The sequence below is a fragment of the Alkalihalophilus pseudofirmus genome, assembly GCF_029094545.1.
GTDB classification, from domain to species: Bacteria; Bacillota; Bacilli; order Bacillales; family Bacillaceae_D; genus Alkalihalophilus; species Alkalihalophilus pseudofirmus.
Window position 1 is genome coordinate 2,809,809 of sequence record NZ_CP117835.1, and the last position, 18,553, is coordinate 2,828,361.

Below are 18,553 nucleotides of genomic sequence, written 5' to 3' on the forward strand. Positions count from 1 at the left end.
TTACAGCTCACCTACTATTGATAGATTACTTTCTAATGGATACGAGTCTATTAATAGATTTACTATCTTTCCATCCATATGGTTTTATTCTCAAATGAAGTTCTTACTTTTTCTTTTTGTTGCTTTAATGCATTCTGTGAAGGGTGCCCTATAAATAATGTGCCAATGACTTTTTTTCCTTCGGGTGATCCTATAAAATCAAACGAACGAGAATCATGAACAAGACCTACACCGCGTGTGCGCCAAACAAATCCAAGATCTAGCTCTTGAGCTTGTAACCACATAGAATGAATAGCACAGCAAACTGCATACTCATTATCTTTTGAGTCTGCATCATTTGAAGCAATATCTGAGGTTACAATAATAATGAGCGGAGTATTTCTTACTACATCAAGCGAGCTCTTTATTAAAGATGGTTTTGTAGGAAATCGTTCCTCTAGAAATTCCATTGCCAACTTTTCATACCTAAGTTTTGCTTCTTCTTGTATAATGTAAAAGTTCCAAGGCTCTCTCATACGATCATTTGGAGCTAGCGTTGCGGCTTCTAGCAAAAGCTCTATCTTTTCTCTTTCTATTTTCTCGTTAGTATAATTTCGAACCGCTCTCCTATTACGGAGTAACTCTAACACTGTCATCTAGAATCTCTCCTTCTTTACTAAACCAGCTTAATTTTTCTTTAAATTTAACAACCTCACCAACGACAATCATTGCAGGATGTTGTATTTTTTCGTGTATAACAATCGTCGCTATGGATTCTAGTGTACCTGTAACACACGTTTGATTGGCGGTTGTCCCTTCTTGAATCACAGCCACTAGAGTTTTAGGATCTTTTCCATGAATGATCATTTGTTCGCAAATATATGACAGATTACGAGTCCCCATATAAAAGGCCAAAGTATCACTGCCGTTAACCAGCGCTTCCCAGTTCAATCCATCCGTGCCGTTATCATTTCTTCCAGCCCCATGGACCATAGTAAAGGAAGTGGCATAATTTCGGTAAGTTACAGGAATACCAGCATACGCAGGTGCTGCGATTCCAGAAGTAATACCCGGAACAATTTCAAAAGGAATCCCAGCATTTGAGAGAACTTCAGCCTCTTCACCTCCCCTGCCAAATACACAGGGATCTCCACCCTTTAGTCTTGTAACACTTTTTCCTTCAAACGCTTTAGATACGAGTAATTGATTAATTTCTTCCTGCATAAGACTATGGTTTCCCGGAGACTTCCCGCAATAAATAAGTTCAGCACCTTGTGCAGCATGATTTAATAACTCTTTATTAACTAAACGATCGTAAGCTATGACGTCTGCTTTTTGAATGCACTTAAGTCCATAAACTGTAATTAACTTAGGATCTCCAGGTCCTGCCCCCACCAAAAAAACTTTCCCTTTTTTATTCATCCTCTCACCTTGATCCTCTATAGATAACGATGTATCTATTTATTTACTCGCGTAGTAATAGTAATGTAGTTCCTGATAGTGAACGATTAGTAGACTTTAGCGTTGCAAAATGGCTTTACTGGTTTTACATTTGTTAATCCATTTTTCAACCATCGTTTTACAAGAAGCAAAATGAAAGTGAGTATACCCTGCTACAAGATTATGCATCAAACAACCTTCTTGCTTGGTACCTCGCATTCCCTTCGTTACATACGCATGACGTATTTGCTCCTTAATCTCCTTATTATGGTAAGTAGAGTAATGAAACTCATGACCTCTGGCTTTTTCTTTTCCGCTTATTAAGAAATTATTATTTTCACCGGTAATTTCTCGATAACCCAGTGCCGCTAACTTATGTTGCATTATTACTTTACCTGGAATCATGCCAACCATTGAAAATTCCTCTTGGCTAGTGGTTTCAATCGCTTCAGTTAAATACATAAACCCTCCGCATTCGGCGAGTGTTGGCAGTCCCTTTTCAATAGCGGTCTTAATTGAATGCTGAACCTCTTTATTATGAGAAAGACTTTCCGCATATTCCTCTGGAAATCCACCTCCTAGATATAAGCCGTCACTATTATCAGGCAAGCATTCATTTGCTAAAGGAGAAAAATAAACGATCTCAGCCCCTAACGATTGTAGTAATTCCAAGTTTTCAGGATAATAGAAATTAAAAGCAGCATCCTTTGCTACTGCAATTTGAACAACCTTCTCTTTTCTCTGAGTAAACAGTGAATAAATTTTAGGATTAGGGAGAACAGGAGCTTTTGAGAGTTCTAACAGTTGTTCTAAATCTACGGTCTCTTCTATTAAATCTCCTAATTTTTCAAAAAAGGAATCTAGCTCTCCCCTCTCAATTGAAGGAATTAACCCTAAATGTCGTTCAGGAATCTTAATATCAAGCTCTCGTTTTAAATAGCCAATAACAGGGATATTGCATTCTTGTTCAATAGCCGTCTTAACAATCTTAAAGTGCCCTTCACTACCTACTCTATTTGCAATAACACCTACTATGTTCGTCCCCTCAGCAAGCATTTGGAATCCTTTTACGATAGCAGCTGCGCTTCTTGCCATACTTGCACAATTAACAACAAGTAAAACAGGGCTTTGTGTAATCATGCTTATATCAGCTGTACTGCCTTTATTATTTTTGGGATCTTTTCCATCCAAAAATCCCATAACACCTTCTATTATGGAAATATCTGCTCCCTTACTACCATGAGTCATAATATCTAAAACCGTATTTCGATCAAGCATCCAACTATCGAGATTTCTAGAAACTCGCTTTGTGACCGCCGTATGATAGGATGGGTCTATATAATCAGGGCCACATTTAAAGCCTTGTACTGTTAATCCTCTTTTTTTAAAAGCCGCCATCAGACCAATGGTTAGTGTTGTCTTACCAACGCCGCTTCCTGTCCCTGCTATAACCATTCGATGATTCAATCTGTTTCCCCCTCACTAGTACGGTATTAAAGCAACCGAGATCGTTACATTTCCTGATTTCTTCTTAACAAGAGCAAGATCTTTTGATCCACTGTATAACATCGCAGCCGGTTCACTTACACCATACGCACCTGTAAATTTATAAACCGTATCTGAAGGATCTTGAATGGACATTTTATTTAACTCATCAGCTGGGTAACAAATAAAGTCCCAATTATACTTTTGAGCTAAAGCTATAAGCCCCTCTTCATCTTTTTTAAGATCAATCGAACATATGGCTTTTATGCTCTTTATAGAAAACCTCAATTCCTCCAATGTTTTTTTAATGACATTCTCAATCTCTGCTAAAGAAGTGCCTCTATTACACCCAATCCCTAAAACAATGACCTTTGGTCTATAGAGCACTCCATTTTCAAGAATTAGCTGCTCATTTCTGTTTAATTGACGATGTGTGATAATTAATGCCGCTTTGGGTTTTGCCTCAATAGCTTCCTCTACTGAAGCATAGACTTTAATCGAGTCCGGCAAAGGGTGGTCATAATTCCACCATTCCTTTTCACCTGACTCTTGTACAATGGCAACATGTTCTTCATTAACGACTGATGCACTCACAGGTGTTAAAAATTTCGCCGATTCCCACTCCCAGCCAAAACGGCTGCCAAATAGATCTACTGCAATCGTTTTTTGCACATCTGATGCTGTGGTAATAACAGGTTTTGCATCTAGTATGTTTGCGACTTCTTTTGTTAATTCGTTAGCCCCGCCTAAATGTCCTGATAATACACTAATGACGTGTTCTCCCTTATCATCAATGACTACTACAGCAGGATCCGTTTTTTTATCTTTTAATATTGGAGCAATCATCCGTACAACAGCTCCCAATGAGACGATCATAATAATCCCTTTATAAGATTGGAATAGAGAGGGCAGCAACAGCCGTACATTCCCTTCAAATAATTGAATATGCCTGGTATCTTCATCTCCCTTTTCAAATTTGCTCATATAAAATAAATCTGATTGTTGAAATGTTGAATGTAATCCTCTTGCTAAATTCACTCCATGCTTTGTAATAGCGACAATAGCAAAAACCCCATTTTCCTTGAGTTCTACCTGTTTACCTTCTTCTAAAACAAGGGTCATGGTTTCACTCCTTTTCGAAATCCATGGGTAAATTCTTTATCATATAGCTTTGATTTAAACTGTTTATCATGAATGTTTTCATCGATAGCCCAGCCTGCTAGAATCATAGCTTGTTTGCGAATTCCATTTACTCGCATATCTTCATCTAAGCGTTCAAGGGTAGATCGCACAATTTTCTGATCAGGCCAGGTCGCTTTATACACCACCCCTACTGGAGTATCCTTGCTCCAACCTGCCGCTAAAAATTCCTTGACGATTTTCTTTGTTAAAGTGGCACTTAAGAACAAAGCAACAGTACAATTATGCTTCGCCAAGTCTCTTAACTTTTCTGCTTCAGGTACTGGAGTTCTTCCTTCGGCACGTGTAAGAATAACCGTTTGAGTTAAGTCAGGAACGGTTAATTCTGCGCCAAGAGCAGCTGCCGATGCGAAAACTGAACTGACTCCAGGGATAATTTCTACATTTATATCCTGCTTGTTCAACATGGAAATTTGCTCCATTATAGCCCCGTACACAGCAGGATCCCCAGTATGAACTCTTACAACTTGCTTTCCTTCCCGCAAGCGATCAACCATTACTTGGACCATCTCTTCAAGGTGCATCCCTGCGGTTTTGATAATTTCTGCATCAGAGTTAGCTTGCTCAATTAACTCTTTACTAACTAGTGAGTCGGCATAGAGCACAACATCTGCTTCTTTCAGCTTTTTTAAACCTTTTACCGTAATAAGTTCTGGGTCTCCAGGTCCTGCTCCAATAATCGTTAACTTCCTCATTTCCTCACCACCATCAGCGTTAAATATTCAAGTTCTGCACGGTCTAATTCATGAATGTCCCATACAATTTCTTCATCCGAAGTTACTTTTGTCACTACGGAAGCTTTGTCTACTAAATCTAACTCCCTTAATACATCAAGCATCAAGTCCATAACTTTTGCTACTTTAATAAAAATGACACAATCATTTTCAATAATTACTCTCTTCATTTCAGCATAATCATCTCTTGCTGGTACAATAGCAACATGATCATCTCCTTCAGCCAATGCAATACCAAGCCTTGAAGCAGCCCCATTAATGGAAGAAATACCAGGAACTGTTTGAATATTTACTTCTGGATGACGTGACTTCATTAATTTCATCATGTGTATAAATGTACTGTATAATAAAGGATCACCTTCTGTTACAAACGCTACATCCTTGCCCTTTTTCAGATACTCCCACACTTGGTTTACGGTATTTGACCATTCACGCTCTAAAATAACAGGGTCCTTTGTCATAGGAAAGACAAGACCTAGCATTTCTTTTTCCTCTGGCTTAATATATAAATCTATAATTCTATGAGCATAACTCTTGCTGCCCTTTCTTTTTTTGGGGTATGCAATGACCTCCGTTTCTTTCAGCTTGCGGAAAGCTTTTATGGTGAGCAATTCCGGATCCCCTGGGCCTACTCCTAAACCATACAATGTTCCAGTCATTAGATTACTCCCTCCTTATGTTTGGCTGTAATGATGTAAATAGGATTTAAGGCATCAAAACGTGTTAATTGTAAAATAGGTTTACTCCTTGAAATCTGAGCAAGCGTGATCGTTGTTTCAAACCCATTTTGTTTAAATCCTTCCACTGCCTGCATCAAATTTTCAATCGTAACTGCATTCAACACAATTCTTCCGCCTTCTTTTAAGCGAGAACAACAAGCCGCCAAAATATCATCCATGTTCCCAGCGGTACCACCTATAAAGACCGCATCGGGCTCAGAAAACGTATGTAGATAGTCAGGTGCCTTCCCTTTGATCACAGTGAAATCCGTTCGAAATTTCACTTGATTCTTATAACAGTTTTCTAAGTCTTGTTCGTTTTTTTCAATCGCAAACACTTGGCCATTTTTTGCAATAAGACTAGCTTCAATGGCGATCGAACCAGTACATGTTCCAATATCCCAAACAACACTGTCTTCCTTTAGGTTTAACTCCATTAGACTAAGAGTTCTAATTTCTTTTTTTGTAATCAATCCTTTTTCTGGCTTTCTTTGATAAAATTCATTGTCAGCGATACCGAAACTCCATACTTTTACTTTTTCAACTTTTTTCAAAATGACTACATTAAGCGGGGAGAAATCTATGTTTTCCAACTCTTCTAATTCATAGTAGCCACACCGTTCATTTTCTCCACCAAGATTCTCTGCTACAAATGCAAGGTATTCATCGACGTGAAAGGAACGTAGATACTGAGCTATTTTTGCAGGGGTATTTATATCATCAGTTAACAAAGCTATTTTTTCTCGCCCATTGATTCGTTGAATTAACCCTTGGATACTTCGACCATGAACACTCGTTACATAGGCATCCTGCCAACTTTCATTCATGCGGGAAAATGCAAGTTGAATGGAACTCAAATATGGATAGATGTCCACCTTTAACTTTTTACCTAAATAGCTTCCTATCCCATAAAATAAAGGATCTCCGGAGGCTAAAATAACAACCCTCCTACATTCTTGAGCAAGGTCATCTATAAGGTTTTTTAATCCTCCCTTAATCACCCTCTTCTCTCCATGATACTCAGGGAATAAATTCAGCTGCCTTTCTCCTCCTACTAACAGCTCACTTTCAAATATGTACTTTTTATATATAGGAAGAAGACCATTTTGTCCTTCATCACCGATACCTATGATTTTAATCTTCTTATCCATCATCCTTACCTGCCTTTCCAAGAAAAGCACCCTTCATCGAGTACAAACTTGTTTCAATCATCATTCCACCCCGCACTTCATCAATTCCTGCAGCACAGCAATAGTTACAGAGTATTGCAAAAAACTCATGATAGCCTTTGGTGAACAGTAAATCTCCGACTTGTGAAGCGGTATTAGCCCCTCTGATCTCTTCAATTAATTCTTCATCGTTCACTCCAGCTTCTCGTGCAACATTTGCTAAAAAATTGAAATCTACCGGAGCGCTTTTAGAGTGAACCATCATCACGCCTTGAGCTACCTTTGAAAACTTACCCATCATTCCAACAAGCGAGACCTTTTTTATCCCCTGCTTTTTACATTGTTTGAGGGTAAAACCCACAAAATCGCCCATTTCGATGAAAGCTTCTTCAGGCAGCTCAGGGTATTGGGCTATCCCATATTTTTCACTTCTACCTCCGGTTGATATGACAACATGCTCGCAGCCGCTTGCTCTAGCAACACTTATTGCCTGCACAATGCTTGCCATATAGGCAGAACTTGAGAAAGGGATTACTGTTCCTCTTGTCCCAAGTATAGAAATACCCCCAACAATTCCAAGACGTTTATTGAGTGTTTTTTCTGCCATCTTTTCACCCTCTGGTACGGAGATGACAATCGATATCCCTCTATTAATTCCGTATGATTGGAGGATTTCTTTAGCCGTTTCATAAATCATTTTTCGAGGTACTGGATTAATCGCCGCTTCTCCTACAGGGACAGGCAAACCCTCTTTTGTTACACGTCCCACGCCAATTCCTCCATCAATATGTATCCCAGGCACAAAAGACCAAGATACTCTAGCAATGATTAAAGCCCCATGGGTGGCATCTGGGTCATCCCCGGCATCTTTAATCGTCTCCGCTTCAGCAAAGCCCTGACTTATAGTACAGCATTCCATTTCAAACGTAGCAAACTTTCCAACGGGTAAGAAAATAGTAGCATCTAGCTGTTCTATACCTGTGATAAGAGCAACTAGTGCTGCTTTTGTACAAGCAGTAGCACACGCACCTGTAGTGTAACCGGAGCGCATTTCTTTCTTATCTTTCTTGTTTGCTTTTACCGCCATTTTCTATGCCTTTTCTGCTAAGAGTGAGAGTGCATTAAGTGCTGCTACCGTGACTGTACTGCCGCCTTTTCTCCCCACATTAGTAATAAAAGGTACATCGAGTTTTGCAAGCTCTTCTTTTGATTCAGGCGCAGATACAAACCCAACAGGCATCCCAATAACTAAACTAGGCTTCGCGTAACCTCCTTTAATTAACCTAATTAATTCAAGCAGAGCAGTTGGTGCATTACCAATTGCATAAATACCACCATCAAATTGTTGAATTGATTTTCTAACTGATATAATTGCACGAGTTGTATTCAGTCTTTTTGCCTCTTTCATGACGTCCTCATCCGAAATATAAACGTGAACATTACCACCGTGCTTTTCAATTCTTCCTTTACTAACTCCGCTTACGATCATTTGAACATCAGCGTACACCTGCTCACCATTTTTAATAGCTTTAATCCCTGATTGAATGGCTTTTTCATGGAAAAGCATGCTATGTCCAAGTTCAAAATCAGCTGAAGCATGAACGACTCGCTGCACAATTTTATACTGTTCTTCTTTAAAAGAATGCGCCCCAAATTCCTCATCAATCATATTAAAGCTCATTCCTTCTATCTCCTGAGGCTGTACAGTTAAAGGTTTGAAATCTGTTAGAAAATCCATATTACTCTCTCCCATCCATAAATTGATCTGTAAATACAACTCGATTAATATGAGTTAACACATCTGTATAATCAGAATAAAGATTTTTATATTCTATTTTAGGCCTTTTAATCATTATTACTTCAATACCTAGCTCTAGCGCCGCTTCTACTTTTTCATCAACCGAGCCAACCTTGCCGCTTTCTTTTGTAATCATTGTCGTTACAGCATATTGCTTGTAAAGGGCTGAATTAAATTCTTTTGTAAATGGTCCTTGTATAGCAACAATGTCTCTTTGAGGCAGCTTAAGTTCCTCACATTTTTCCATATTATCTTTTCGGGGGAGCATACGAGCAATCAGCCTGATGTCCGGTTGATCGAGTAAACGTTCTGTAAAGACTTGAAGCGTTTTGCTTCCGGTCGTTAACATAATGACTCCTCTTCTTCTTAATGCATGCTCTGCAGCCATTACATAGTCATCGACAATCGTGATTCCTTTTCCAAAATGCGATTGAGATGCACGTTCGTATCGGATATAAGGAATTCCAGCTTCTTTTGAAGCGTTTAATGCATTTGTACTTGCTTCTTCTGCAAAGGGATGACTTGCATCTACAATCGCTTGAACGTTTTGTTCTTTAATCTTCTCTACAAAATCATCTTCTGTTAATCGCCCCACATACACACTTAGCCCTGCTTTTTTTAATTCAATAGCTGCATTCTGCGTCACTACTGTTGTAAGGAGCGAATGTCCTGACCTTTTAAGCAGGATCGCTAACTCTCTTGCATCACTAGTACCTGCTAAAAAAAGAATCATACTTTCTGAACCTCATGGTGATCATGGTCATGGTGGTGGTGATCGTGGTCATGTTCATGGTCGTGGTGATGATGGTGGTCAATATGTTCCATTGCATCAATTCGATATATACAAGTATCACAATTCATCTTTACCTCACCTTGCAGCGCTTCTTCAATTCGGTCCTTGATGATGGTCTGAAGCCTGCTGTGAAAACCAAAGTAACCTGCTAAATTAAAAGAAATACCTGGATATTCTTGTTCAAATTCTTTAACCATTTTCTCAAGGCGCTTAATTAATATACCTGTAAACAAGAAATAAGGGAGGATCACAACCCTCTTAGCTCCAAGCCTTATACACCGCTCAACTCCTTCTTTTATGAGAGGGTCCGTTACCCCCATAAATGCAGGTTCCACTAATTTATAATTAAGCTTTTCCCATAATAAACGAGTCATTTTGTAAAGATCTGAATTAGCATCAGGATCGCTTCCACCGCGGCCTAATAAAACGATAGCTGTATCAGGATCAGCATTATCTACATTTTCGCCTACCTCTACCAATCGATCTTTACAAATTTCAAGAGTTTCTTCATGAATTCCAAAAGGTCGTCCGTATGTAAAATGGATCTGTGGATACCTCTCCTTTGCTTCATCAATTGCTGCAGGAATATGAATCTTGGAATGCCCAGCTGCAAGCAGCATAAGCGGGATGATAAAAACACTTGACGCACCTTTTTCTACACACGTTTGAATCCCTTGTTCAATGGTTGGTTTGGCAAATTCTAAATAACAGGTTTCTATTAAAAGGCCAGGATCTAATTTGGTTGATAATTCTTCAATCATACGCTTCACTTGTTCATTGCCTTCTGGATCCCTGCTACCGTGCCCTACAAGTAAAATGGCTCTCATGTTCATTTCCCCCTGATTTTTCTAGTCTCCACATGGAGCTGGTTCAATCTCAATTTTTGGTGTCATATCTTTGTATGTATAATCTAAAATTTTCCCCACTCGTTTAAAATATTTAAAGAATCGTTCGTTTGGGTGACCCTTCTCTTTATAATCTGAGATGATTTCCTCTATGAGTGGTACGATTTTATCCGGTTCGATCCCCTCTGCCACTGGTTGACCAGCATGTGCTGTACGCCCTACTGTCTTTGCCCCTAAAAACAAATCAAATTTTCCCTTTCTAAATATAATGCCTATATCATCATTAACAGCTCCGTAACAAGCCATGCCGCAACCATTAAACCCTACTCTCAATTCTTTAGGCAGCTCTAGGCCACTTAATCTCTTATTGATTTCTTCTGCTTGTGGAATAGCATCTTTTTTCTCACCATCACAGAAATCACATGCTTTCAATTGAAAAACATCGCCTATAGGTTCAATAAGAAATCCAGCATCTTTTAATCTACCTGTAATCATCTCGGGCTCGGCTGTTGGTATTCTTAAATGAATTTGATGGTGAGGTGTATATTCCATCGTCCCTTCATTACCAACTACTTCTGCTAGTGTAATCATTTGTTTAGGAGTAAAGTGTTTATTAACCACCCCTGGACTTATCGCAAGTTCAAACACCGAAACAACAGGATTGTAGATCTCATTCTTTTTTTGTCCCTCGTTTGCTCGTGCGCCCGCATTTTCACCTGCTACTAAACTCAAAGCTTCTAAGGCTAAATCTAAAGATGTTTCCTTAGGTTCTGAGACTTTTGCGGCCGGTGCCGCTTCAGCTTTTCGTGTTTGACTTTTTTTCTGGATTTGTTCGTCTTCTTTTTTTCCTTGATGAAGTGCCCATGGCTCATTTTCATGCCTGAGTCGTTCATGAGGTTTTAATCGTTGCTCCGTTTTATCTAAGGTATACTTTCTTTGATAACCTCTTGGAGTAATTAATTTGTTATCGTAAAGGAATGTCGAGGAATTTCCTATTACAACGGTTGTGAGCATACCAATATCATGATCGAGCATGTTCTGAAGATCCGTAATAACAATATGCTGCCTTTCACGGTAAGCACTCTTCACTAATCCAACAGGTGTATTAGGAGAACGATAGCTAAGTAAAATTCTCTGTGCTTCTTGAATCTGTCTTGTCCTCCGTCCACTTTTAGGGTTATATAAACTAATGACAAAGTCTGCTTGTGCAGCAGCCTCTATTCTTTTTTCAATTAACTTCCACGGAGTTAAATGATCACTTAAGCTGATCGTACATGCATCATGCATGATCGGTGCCCCTAGTAGTGAAGCACATGAATTACTAGCAGATACACCAGGAACCACCTCTACACTTACTCCAGTCTCTTCTGTCCATCCTTTTTCAATTAAGACTTCATAAACAAGGCCAGCCATTCCATAAACACCAGCGTCTCCACTCGATATAACAGCCACTGTTTTTCCTTCTTCAGCGAGCTTTACCGCAGCTTGTGCACGACTCACTTCTTCTGACATCCCAGTACTTATAATCTCTTGATCTGTTAATAAATCACTAATCAGATCTACATAGGTTTTATATCCAATTATGCAATGACTTTCTTGTATGGCTGTTAATGCTCTGTTTGTCATGTGCTCAAAACTGCCAGGACCAAACCCTATAACTAATAACTTCCCAAGCATTATCACACCTCCTGAGTTGATTACCTCTCCTTGATCCAGGCTATAATGTAAGCCGTTTCAATTAGACTTTCGCTTGTTTCTTTTCACCTTTTTCAATGCCTTTAATTCGTTTATCAGTATTTATTGCTTTAAACTCCTCATTATTAAAGCTGTAGATAAGAGAGTCTCCTAATTCAATGGTGGGATCAACATGGCTTTTTATGATGGACCTTCCTTTTTCCGGAGAGTCCACTTCATACCAATTCCCTTCAGGATAGACGACCACAACGCACACATCTTTACAACGACCGTTACATCTAGTTCTTGACGTATGAATCTTATCATCAAGTTCTAACTCATTAATTTCATCACGGATTGCAACGGTGATCTCTTCCCCGTCTTTACGCATACAGCTTGATCCATTACAGATTAATACATGTTTTTGTGTACCATTTAAATTCCAAGTAGTCATCCACTCACTCCTTTTTCAAAATAAAAAAAGCACCCCTAGGTAGAGGTGCATAAAATGCCATACAAAAAAAAGACAGCATTTACTACACTTCTCTACCTATAAACCCGTAGGTATTGAAGAAGAAAAACAAGGCAGGTCTCCTGACTTAGGTTCATCATTTCGTTGTGTCTTCCCGATTAATCAGTGACTTCATACAACGAAACTTCCCATTACAGTGGCGGGACCGTGACGGATTTACACCGTACTTCCCTTTTAAGCATAACGAGCTGTTATACACCTTGCTTTACATATAAAATTAACCACAAAAAAAACCGTAGCTTCATATTGGAAGATAGGTTAGTGGGCATGTCAAATATAGAGATTAATGATAGATCTCACATATGAACATCCCTCGTCCTCCCTCCGAAGACTGGATACATTGAATTAAAAGCAGGTTTCCTAGCTTGTGTTGTTCAGCTTACTCATGTCCCTTCCCAGATAGTATCTAGTGGCACGACATTTTCATCAACACATACAGTAGCGGGGGCTGCATCAGATTTCAACTGATTTCCCTATTATCCCGTAACTAATTTAGGGCACTTTTAATATACTGTCTATTAAACTATGTTTTAATAACAATAGCAACAATTATTTTACCAGTTGGTATATTCGGAAAAGTCTATCTATTTCATCACAAAAGAGCACACCCTTTTAATACTGTTCTCTCACAAGCATTAAATTGGGATCGAACCAGTGACCTCCACCCTTTCAAGTGGCGCACTCCAAACTGAGCTGACCGACCAAGATATGTAGTAACTTGCGGAAGGTCGGACTTAAGTTTTTTAATTCTCACTTTTGCTCTAGTACCCACTTGAGGTTCAAGTATAGTCCATCCGCTAGCTTTGCGCTTCGTTCTTATTTTGATTTTAAACACTCTAATTATGGACCAGCCTTACTTCTTAGGTAGTATTAACGAACTAGTTACTCCTCGCTTTCTTCTGAAGCGAGAGTTTGTAAGATTGGTTTAACTGCAGCTTCAAATGCTGTTGGCTCGTATCCAGCACTCGCCACAAATACTGCTGCCCCAAAAATGTTTTTACCACTCACTTCATTAAGTACCGTTTCAACATCATGGATAATCCGATGAGAATATAACAAGTGTTCTACCTCATGTGATTCAGTCGCATATCTTGTAATAGCCACAAAAGTTTCTAGGTCTTTACGTAGTAATTCATGCTGAACATGAGGAATTACTTTTTCAATTAGATTTGCTTGGTCCAATAAGTTTGATTCAATTTTATTAAAGTTATCAATATGAGCTCCGTCACCACTTTCACGATAGGTGTCAAGCTGCCCATGCCCTGTTATCCCATTTAAGACTCCATGGACTGTTTGAATTGTTTCCCGAATTTCAAGTGGATCCATCCCATCATTAAAGATTTCTTCAGAGGGTTCTTCTACGACCTCTTCTTCTAATGCCCCAACATCTTCATCATCTTCTTGTACCTCTATTTCTATTTCCTCTTCACTTCCACTAACAACCTGAATCTCGTTGTCTCCTCCAAATAATGAATAAATTCCAATCCCTGCTATAACGATCACTACGGATCCAATTGAAATGATTGTTGATTTCTTCAATATGAACCTCCCCCAAATATCTAATTTATTGATGCATATAAGACCAGCTATCTATAATAGACGTAAAGCGTTCTTAAAAGATTCGCACATCACGAAAAATAATTTACTAACTATAGGACTTTCGGAGCGAGAGGTTCTAAACACAAAAAATCCTTATTCTGAATACAGAATAAGGATTTTCAAAAACGTATGACCCGTACTGGGCTCGAACCAGTGACCTCCACCCTGTCAAGGTGGCGCTCTCCCAACTGAGCTAACGGATCAAGATATGTAGTAACGACACTTATAACTATACGTTAAGATTGACATATTGTCAATCTCTTTTATAAAATTCTATTACTTGGAAATAGCAGAGCCTCAAATTTACTTGAGGCTCATGGTTTGTAAACCGGGGAGTTGAATACTCACTTCAGTACCTACCTCACATACACTAGTGATTGACATACTCCCTCCATGATTTTCAATAACTTTATAACATACCATCAAGCCAATGCCTGTCCCTTTACTTGAAATAGAATAGTAAGGTTCGCCTAGGCGAGCCAGGTCTTCTTGTGTCATTCCTATACCGGTATCTTTAACGATAATATGGATTGTTTGATTGACCTTTTTTACATTGATAGATAAATTACCTTCATTATCCATTGCTTCGACGGCATTTTTTAGCAGATTGATAAATACTTGAGTTAATTGATGTGGTGCACAGAGGAGATATGCCTCATCACAAAGCTGTAAGTCTAACGTAATATTCTTAAGCTGTATTTCTGTGTCGATGCTTGTTAAAGACTCCCTAATTACGTTTAAGAGATCCACCTCTTCCTCCTTAATTGCTCTTGGGCGAGCCACTAGGAGCAACTCTTCAATAATATCATTTATTTGATTTAACTCATGCATCAGTACATCACGATAAGGTTCTAATTGACTTTCCGTTAATTGAAAAAAGCCTTTTAAGGTCGTTAGCGGGTTTTTGATTTCATGAGCGATCCCCGCTGCAAGCTCACCTGCTAGGGCTAGCTTTTCTGATCTAATTAAGAGATCATCCCTATTTTTCATATCTGTTATATCACGGCTTATTACTACAAAAGAAACAACCTCACCGCTTGATGATAAAATGGGCATTCCTTTTCCTTCAAAATATTTATATTGCCCGTTAGCATGCATTTTTCGATAAACGACAGCTTCACTTTCTTCTTTCGTTTGTACCATTTTTATTAAGGTTTCTTGAACTCTTTTATGATCATTTGGATGAATATAAGATAGGACCGATTGCCCTGTAAGCTTTAAAGGCTCATACCCTAATACCGGTAAATAAGAATGAGAGGCCAATAAATAATGTCCCTCCTTATCAGTGAGACAGATAATATCATAGGAATTCTCCACAATTACCTTATATTTATCTTCAATGATGCTAGCAAGGTTATTCCAATTACACGGGAGCCTTTTAGGTTTCGCTACACCATAAACTCCACGGATCTTCCCGCTTACGATGTGAGGAATATTAATGACAGTTAATACGATTAGTCCCTGTCTTCTATTTAAAGTCACATCATATACTTGGACTTCTCCTGCAAACGCTTTTTGAAAGTGTTTGGCAACATCCAGCCGATCCTCTTGAAGTAACAGTTCCTCATAATGAACTCCTTTAAAATCGTCTCCATTGAGGCCTGATAACGTTTCAGCTTTTTTATTCATATCGATAAAGCATCCACTCTGATCCAATAAAAAGACCGCATCTTCCGTTTCATTTAATACATTATGAATGCTTAATTTAGAGGCATCGCCTGTCTCTGTCTCTTCGTCTTCTGTAAATTCACCATCTGTTTTTTTACCATCTATTTTTTCAACCTCTATTTCTTCTATTTCCTTTTCTTCTATTTTCTCTTCTTCAATATAAAGTAGAAAATACGTTTCATCATCTGAACGAAAGATGATATTAGCTTCAACTGAAAAGACTTCAGCAGATGCGGTAAATGTCCGCTGCCATTTCACTTCATTTCGTTTAATATCTGCTGAACAGTTAGAAGCACTGTCATACAATATTTGTTTGAAATCATGTAAATTCAATTGATACTTATTTAAACATTGCGTTGCTGCCTCATTTACACACAGGATGTCCAATGTTTGTTCTATTACTCCCCAACAACATAACAGTGTCGGAGCGTGTGATTGACTAACCACTTTATAAAATACATTAAGGTTTATATTTCCTTCTAAGACGACTCCCACATAAGTCCCCTCCCCTGCCATAAACATATATCTCTATAACAATAGAGTTCGACACTTATGTAGGAAACCCTTTTTCTCTCTAAAACTTACCATTGTTTTTGAACATTTGTTCGTATATACTTAAAGCAAACAAACGTTCTGTTAGGTGAGGGAGCTATGAAGAGAAGAGAAATATTGTTGATTGATATGGAATCTTTCTATGCATCAGTTGAAAAGGGCTTTCACCCTGCATCTAGAGGAGTTCCAACCGTTGTCTCAGGCGATCCTGAACGAAGAAGCGGAGTGATATTAGCAGCATGTCCGCTAGCAAAAAAATATGGAATAAAAACAGCCGAAAGATTATGGGAAGCCAAGCGTAAATGCCCTCATCTATATATTATAAAACCAAAAATGCAAACATACGTTGATGTTTCTACGCATATCACTACGATTTTACAGCGGTACAGTGATTTAGTTGAACCTTATTCCATTGATGAGCAGTTTGTTGATGTCACCTACACTTCGCATCTTTTTGGTTCCTTGCAATCACTCGCTGTACGGCTGCAAGAGGAGATAAAGTCTGAAACAGGTGTATTTGCTAGAATTGGCATCGGTGAGAATAAACTTCTCGCTAAAATGGCATGTGATCACTTTGCAAAAAAGAATAGCACTGGACTTTTTACCATTTGGCATAAAGATACATCTAATACTATTTGGCCTCTCCCCGTGGAAGCATTATTTGGGATCAGCAGCCGTATGAGGACTCACTTTAACAATATGGGGATAAGAACCATCGGACAATTGGCCACTACCCCTCTTGAGCGCTTAAAGAAAAAGTGGGGTATTCCAGGACATGTGTTATGGGAGTCTGCAAACGGGTATGACTCATCACCGGTTCATTTCAAATCATTGGGCGGTGAAAAAGCAATCGGCCATGCGATGACGCTCCCTCGAGATTACCAAGAATTGAGCGAGATAAAGGTAATTCTACTTGAATTATGTGAAGAGGTGGCGTTACGAGCGAGAGGTAAAAAGGTAATTGGTGACACATTAAAAGTATTTGCTAAAGGAGCAAGCTATGATCATCCAAGTTCGTTTTTACGACAAAAGCCGCTTTTAGAAGCTACAAATTATGGACTCGATTTATACGAAACAGCCGTACCATTGTTTAAAACATTTTGGGATGGCCAGCCAATTAGGCAGGTAGGTATAACCCTCACAAACCTATCTTCAGCTGCCGAAAAACAATTAAGCTTATTTGATCAAGGCTGGGAACAAAAAGAACGAATCGGGGCTGCGATGGACTCGATTCACTCACGGTATGGTCCGGCTTCGCTTGTTCGTGCCTCTTCCTTAACAAGAGCCGGCCAAGTATTTGAGAGAGCAAATAAGATTGGAGGACATTATAAATGAGACAACAAACAGAAGAAAGATTACAGCGCGGAAACCTTCTATGGGAGGGGAGTCGCTTTTTGCTTCCTGAACATAAAGAAGCGATTCTGCCACTTTTCAAAGACAATCAGCCTAAAGAAAAACCACTGATTGATGACCAAGCCATACATGAGATGGAGAGAGTTATAGGAGCAGGACTTAAAAGACATATCGAGTTATACTTTTCTTATTGGGAGAATGGCACATTTAAAACCATCGTAGGGGAGCCAATACGTATAGATCAGCTTCAAAAACGATTATATATTAAAGATTCTTTTCACGAGACACAGCTGCTCGACCTTACTAGCCTAGTAGATGTCAGGTCAAACCACTAAAAAACCTCTACTAACGATCAACTCGTTAATAGAGGTAGACTATGTACAAATTGGCGCGCCTAGCAGGATTCGAACCCACAACGCGAGAACCGGAATCTCGTGTGATATCCCTTTCACCATAGGCGCCGGTAAAATGACACTATTAAATGTAGCTTATATAAGGGGAAGTTGTCAAGCGTTTCCCCTTATATAAGTGCTTGCAGCTTAAGAGTTTGCTGGTGCGCCTTCTTCAAACATTGTGTTGAAACGCTCATTAATATCTTCTTCTGTATAACCAGCTTGTCCTAGGCGAGTTGCAAAGTTTTTAGCCCATAATTGCAGACGTTGTGCCATTTTTGTATATTTTTTTGCTTCAGTTCCTTTTGTTTCTTTCGCACGGCCCTCAGCATTAGACATTACATTTTCCACGATAAATAATGCTTTCCATAGTGTTTCCTCATCAAATTGCTCATGAGAATCACCTAATTCTTTAATAACCTTTTGGTAATAACTGTTAAACTCTTTGAAAGGGATTTCTTCTTCCATATTTAGATACACTTGAATTTGCTCGTATAATGATTGCATGTCATGCCAACTCCTTTTTCTATTCTGGCTTATTATAGCATATTTCTAAAACTGAAGCGAAGCTTGATTTAGCGTTCGAGCTTTATATAAACGTATTACAAGTAAATACAGCTG

At 38.9% G+C, this 18,553-nt stretch carries 18 protein-coding genes, 2 tRNA genes and 2 riboswitches; of the genes, 2 read left to right on the forward strand and 18 right to left on the reverse strand.

Annotated elements, in window-relative coordinates; translation table 11 throughout:
* Window positions 1-62: 62 nt before the first annotated feature.
* From PQ478_RS14980 to PQ478_RS15055, 16 genes are all read right to left on the reverse strand, one after another.
* Window positions 63-635: a nitroreductase family protein gene (locus PQ478_RS14980; RefSeq protein ID WP_289234738.1), complete on the reverse strand. Its 573-nt coding sequence runs from the start codon at window positions 633-635 to the stop codon at window positions 63-65.
* Window positions 610-1,401: a uroporphyrinogen-III C-methyltransferase gene (gene cobA / locus PQ478_RS14985; RefSeq protein ID WP_289234739.1), complete on the reverse strand. Its 792-nt coding sequence runs from the start codon at window positions 1,399-1,401 to the stop codon at window positions 610-612. Before cobA ends, PQ478_RS14980 begins: the two co-directional genes overlap by 26 nt.
* Before the next feature lie 96 nt (window positions 1,402-1,497).
* Window positions 1,498-2,874 (reverse strand): cobyrinic acid a,c-diamide synthase CobB, encoded by a 1,377-nt coding sequence (locus PQ478_RS14990; RefSeq protein ID WP_289236990.1) that lies wholly within the window; start codon window positions 2,872-2,874, stop codon window positions 1,498-1,500.
* Window positions 2,875-2,901: 27 nt separating this feature from the next.
* Window positions 2,902-4,026, reverse strand: coding sequence for a cobalt-precorrin 5A hydrolase (locus tag PQ478_RS14995; protein ID WP_289234740.1), 1,125 nt, complete (start codon window positions 4,024-4,026; stop codon window positions 2,902-2,904).
* The gene (gene cobM, locus PQ478_RS15000) at window positions 4,023-4,799 is read right to left on the reverse strand and encodes a precorrin-4 C(11)-methyltransferase (protein ID WP_289234741.1); all 777 of its coding nucleotides are present in this window, start codon (window positions 4,797-4,799) and stop codon (window positions 4,023-4,025) included. The genes PQ478_RS14995 and cobM overlap by 4 nt, the downstream gene beginning before the upstream one ends.
* Entirely contained in the window at window positions 4,796-5,497 is a 702-nt protein-coding gene (cobI, locus tag PQ478_RS15005; protein ID WP_289234742.1) for a precorrin-2 C(20)-methyltransferase, read from the reverse strand. Before cobI ends, cobM begins: the two co-directional genes overlap by 4 nt.
* Window positions 5,497-6,708, reverse strand: coding sequence for a precorrin-6y C5,15-methyltransferase (decarboxylating) subunit CbiE (gene cbiE / locus PQ478_RS15010; protein WP_289236991.1), 1,212 nt, complete (start codon window positions 6,706-6,708; stop codon window positions 5,497-5,499). The genes cobI and cbiE overlap by 1 nt, the downstream gene beginning before the upstream one ends.
* Window positions 6,701-7,813, reverse strand: coding sequence for a cobalt-precorrin-5B (C(1))-methyltransferase (locus tag PQ478_RS15015; RefSeq protein WP_289234743.1), 1,113 nt, complete (start codon window positions 7,811-7,813; stop codon window positions 6,701-6,703). Before PQ478_RS15015 ends, cbiE begins: the two co-directional genes overlap by 8 nt.
* Before the next feature lie 3 nt (window positions 7,814-7,816).
* Window positions 7,817-8,464, reverse strand: a complete 648-nt coding sequence (locus tag PQ478_RS15020; protein WP_289234744.1) for a precorrin-8X methylmutase — start codon at window positions 8,462-8,464, stop codon at window positions 7,817-7,819.
* Between the two features lies 1 nt (window position 8,465).
* Window positions 8,466-9,257 carry a precorrin-6A reductase gene (gene cobK, locus PQ478_RS15025; RefSeq protein WP_289234745.1) on the reverse strand — a complete coding sequence of 264 codons (792 nt, stop codon included), beginning with the start codon at window positions 9,255-9,257 and terminating at the stop codon, window positions 8,466-8,468.
* On the reverse strand, window positions 9,254-10,144 hold the full coding sequence (locus tag PQ478_RS15030) for a sirohydrochlorin chelatase (RefSeq protein WP_289234746.1): 891 nt from the start codon (window positions 10,142-10,144) through the stop codon (window positions 9,254-9,256). The genes cobK and PQ478_RS15030 overlap by 4 nt, the downstream gene beginning before the upstream one ends.
* Before the next feature lie 21 nt (window positions 10,145-10,165).
* Complete coding sequence (gene cobJ, locus PQ478_RS15035; RefSeq protein ID WP_289234747.1) at window positions 10,166-11,839, reverse strand: precorrin-3B C(17)-methyltransferase; 1,674 nt, start codon at window positions 11,837-11,839, stop codon at window positions 10,166-10,168.
* 61 nt (window positions 11,840-11,900) lie between these two features.
* Window positions 11,901-12,290 (reverse strand): (2Fe-2S) ferredoxin domain-containing protein, encoded by a 390-nt coding sequence (locus PQ478_RS15040; protein WP_289234748.1) that lies wholly within the window; start codon window positions 12,288-12,290, stop codon window positions 11,901-11,903.
* Between the two features lie 113 nt (window positions 12,291-12,403).
* Window positions 12,404-12,586: riboswitch (cobalamin riboswitch) on the reverse strand.
* A gap of 115 nt (window positions 12,587-12,701) precedes the next feature.
* Window positions 12,702-12,888: riboswitch (cobalamin riboswitch) on the reverse strand.
* Between the two features lie 362 nt (window positions 12,889-13,250).
* Window positions 13,251-13,907, reverse strand: a complete 657-nt coding sequence (locus PQ478_RS15045) for a hypothetical protein (RefSeq protein ID WP_289234749.1) — start codon at window positions 13,905-13,907, stop codon at window positions 13,251-13,253.
* Window positions 13,908-14,097: 190 nt separating this feature from the next.
* A tRNA-Val gene (locus PQ478_RS15050) sits at window positions 14,098-14,170 on the reverse strand.
* Window positions 14,171-14,270: 100 nt separating this feature from the next.
* Window positions 14,271-16,130, reverse strand: coding sequence for a PAS domain S-box protein (locus PQ478_RS15055; protein ID WP_289234750.1), 1,860 nt, complete (start codon window positions 16,128-16,130; stop codon window positions 14,271-14,273).
* A 156-nt stretch (window positions 16,131-16,286) separates the two neighbouring features.
* Here PQ478_RS15055 and PQ478_RS15060 point away from each other — a divergent pair, with 156 nt between their 5' ends.
* Together PQ478_RS15060 and PQ478_RS15065 are read left to right on the forward strand one after the other, a co-directional pair.
* Entirely contained in the window at window positions 16,287-17,522 is a 1,236-nt protein-coding gene (locus PQ478_RS15060) for a DNA polymerase IV (protein ID WP_289234751.1), read from the forward strand.
* Window positions 17,519-17,875, forward strand: a complete 357-nt coding sequence (locus PQ478_RS15065) for a YolD-like family protein (RefSeq protein ID WP_289234752.1) — start codon at window positions 17,519-17,521, stop codon at window positions 17,873-17,875. The genes PQ478_RS15060 and PQ478_RS15065 overlap by 4 nt, the downstream gene beginning before the upstream one ends.
* Window positions 17,876-17,926: 51 nt before the next feature.
* Here PQ478_RS15065 and PQ478_RS15070 read toward each other — a convergent pair.
* Both PQ478_RS15070 and PQ478_RS15075 read right to left on the reverse strand, forming a co-directional pair.
* Window positions 17,927-18,001, reverse strand: a tRNA-Arg gene (locus tag PQ478_RS15070).
* A gap of 78 nt (window positions 18,002-18,079) precedes the next feature.
* A complete protein-coding gene (locus PQ478_RS15075) occupies window positions 18,080-18,439 on the reverse strand; it encodes a hypothetical protein (protein ID WP_012959626.1) in 360 nt (119 codons plus the stop codon).
* Window positions 18,440-18,553 lie beyond the last annotated feature (114 nt).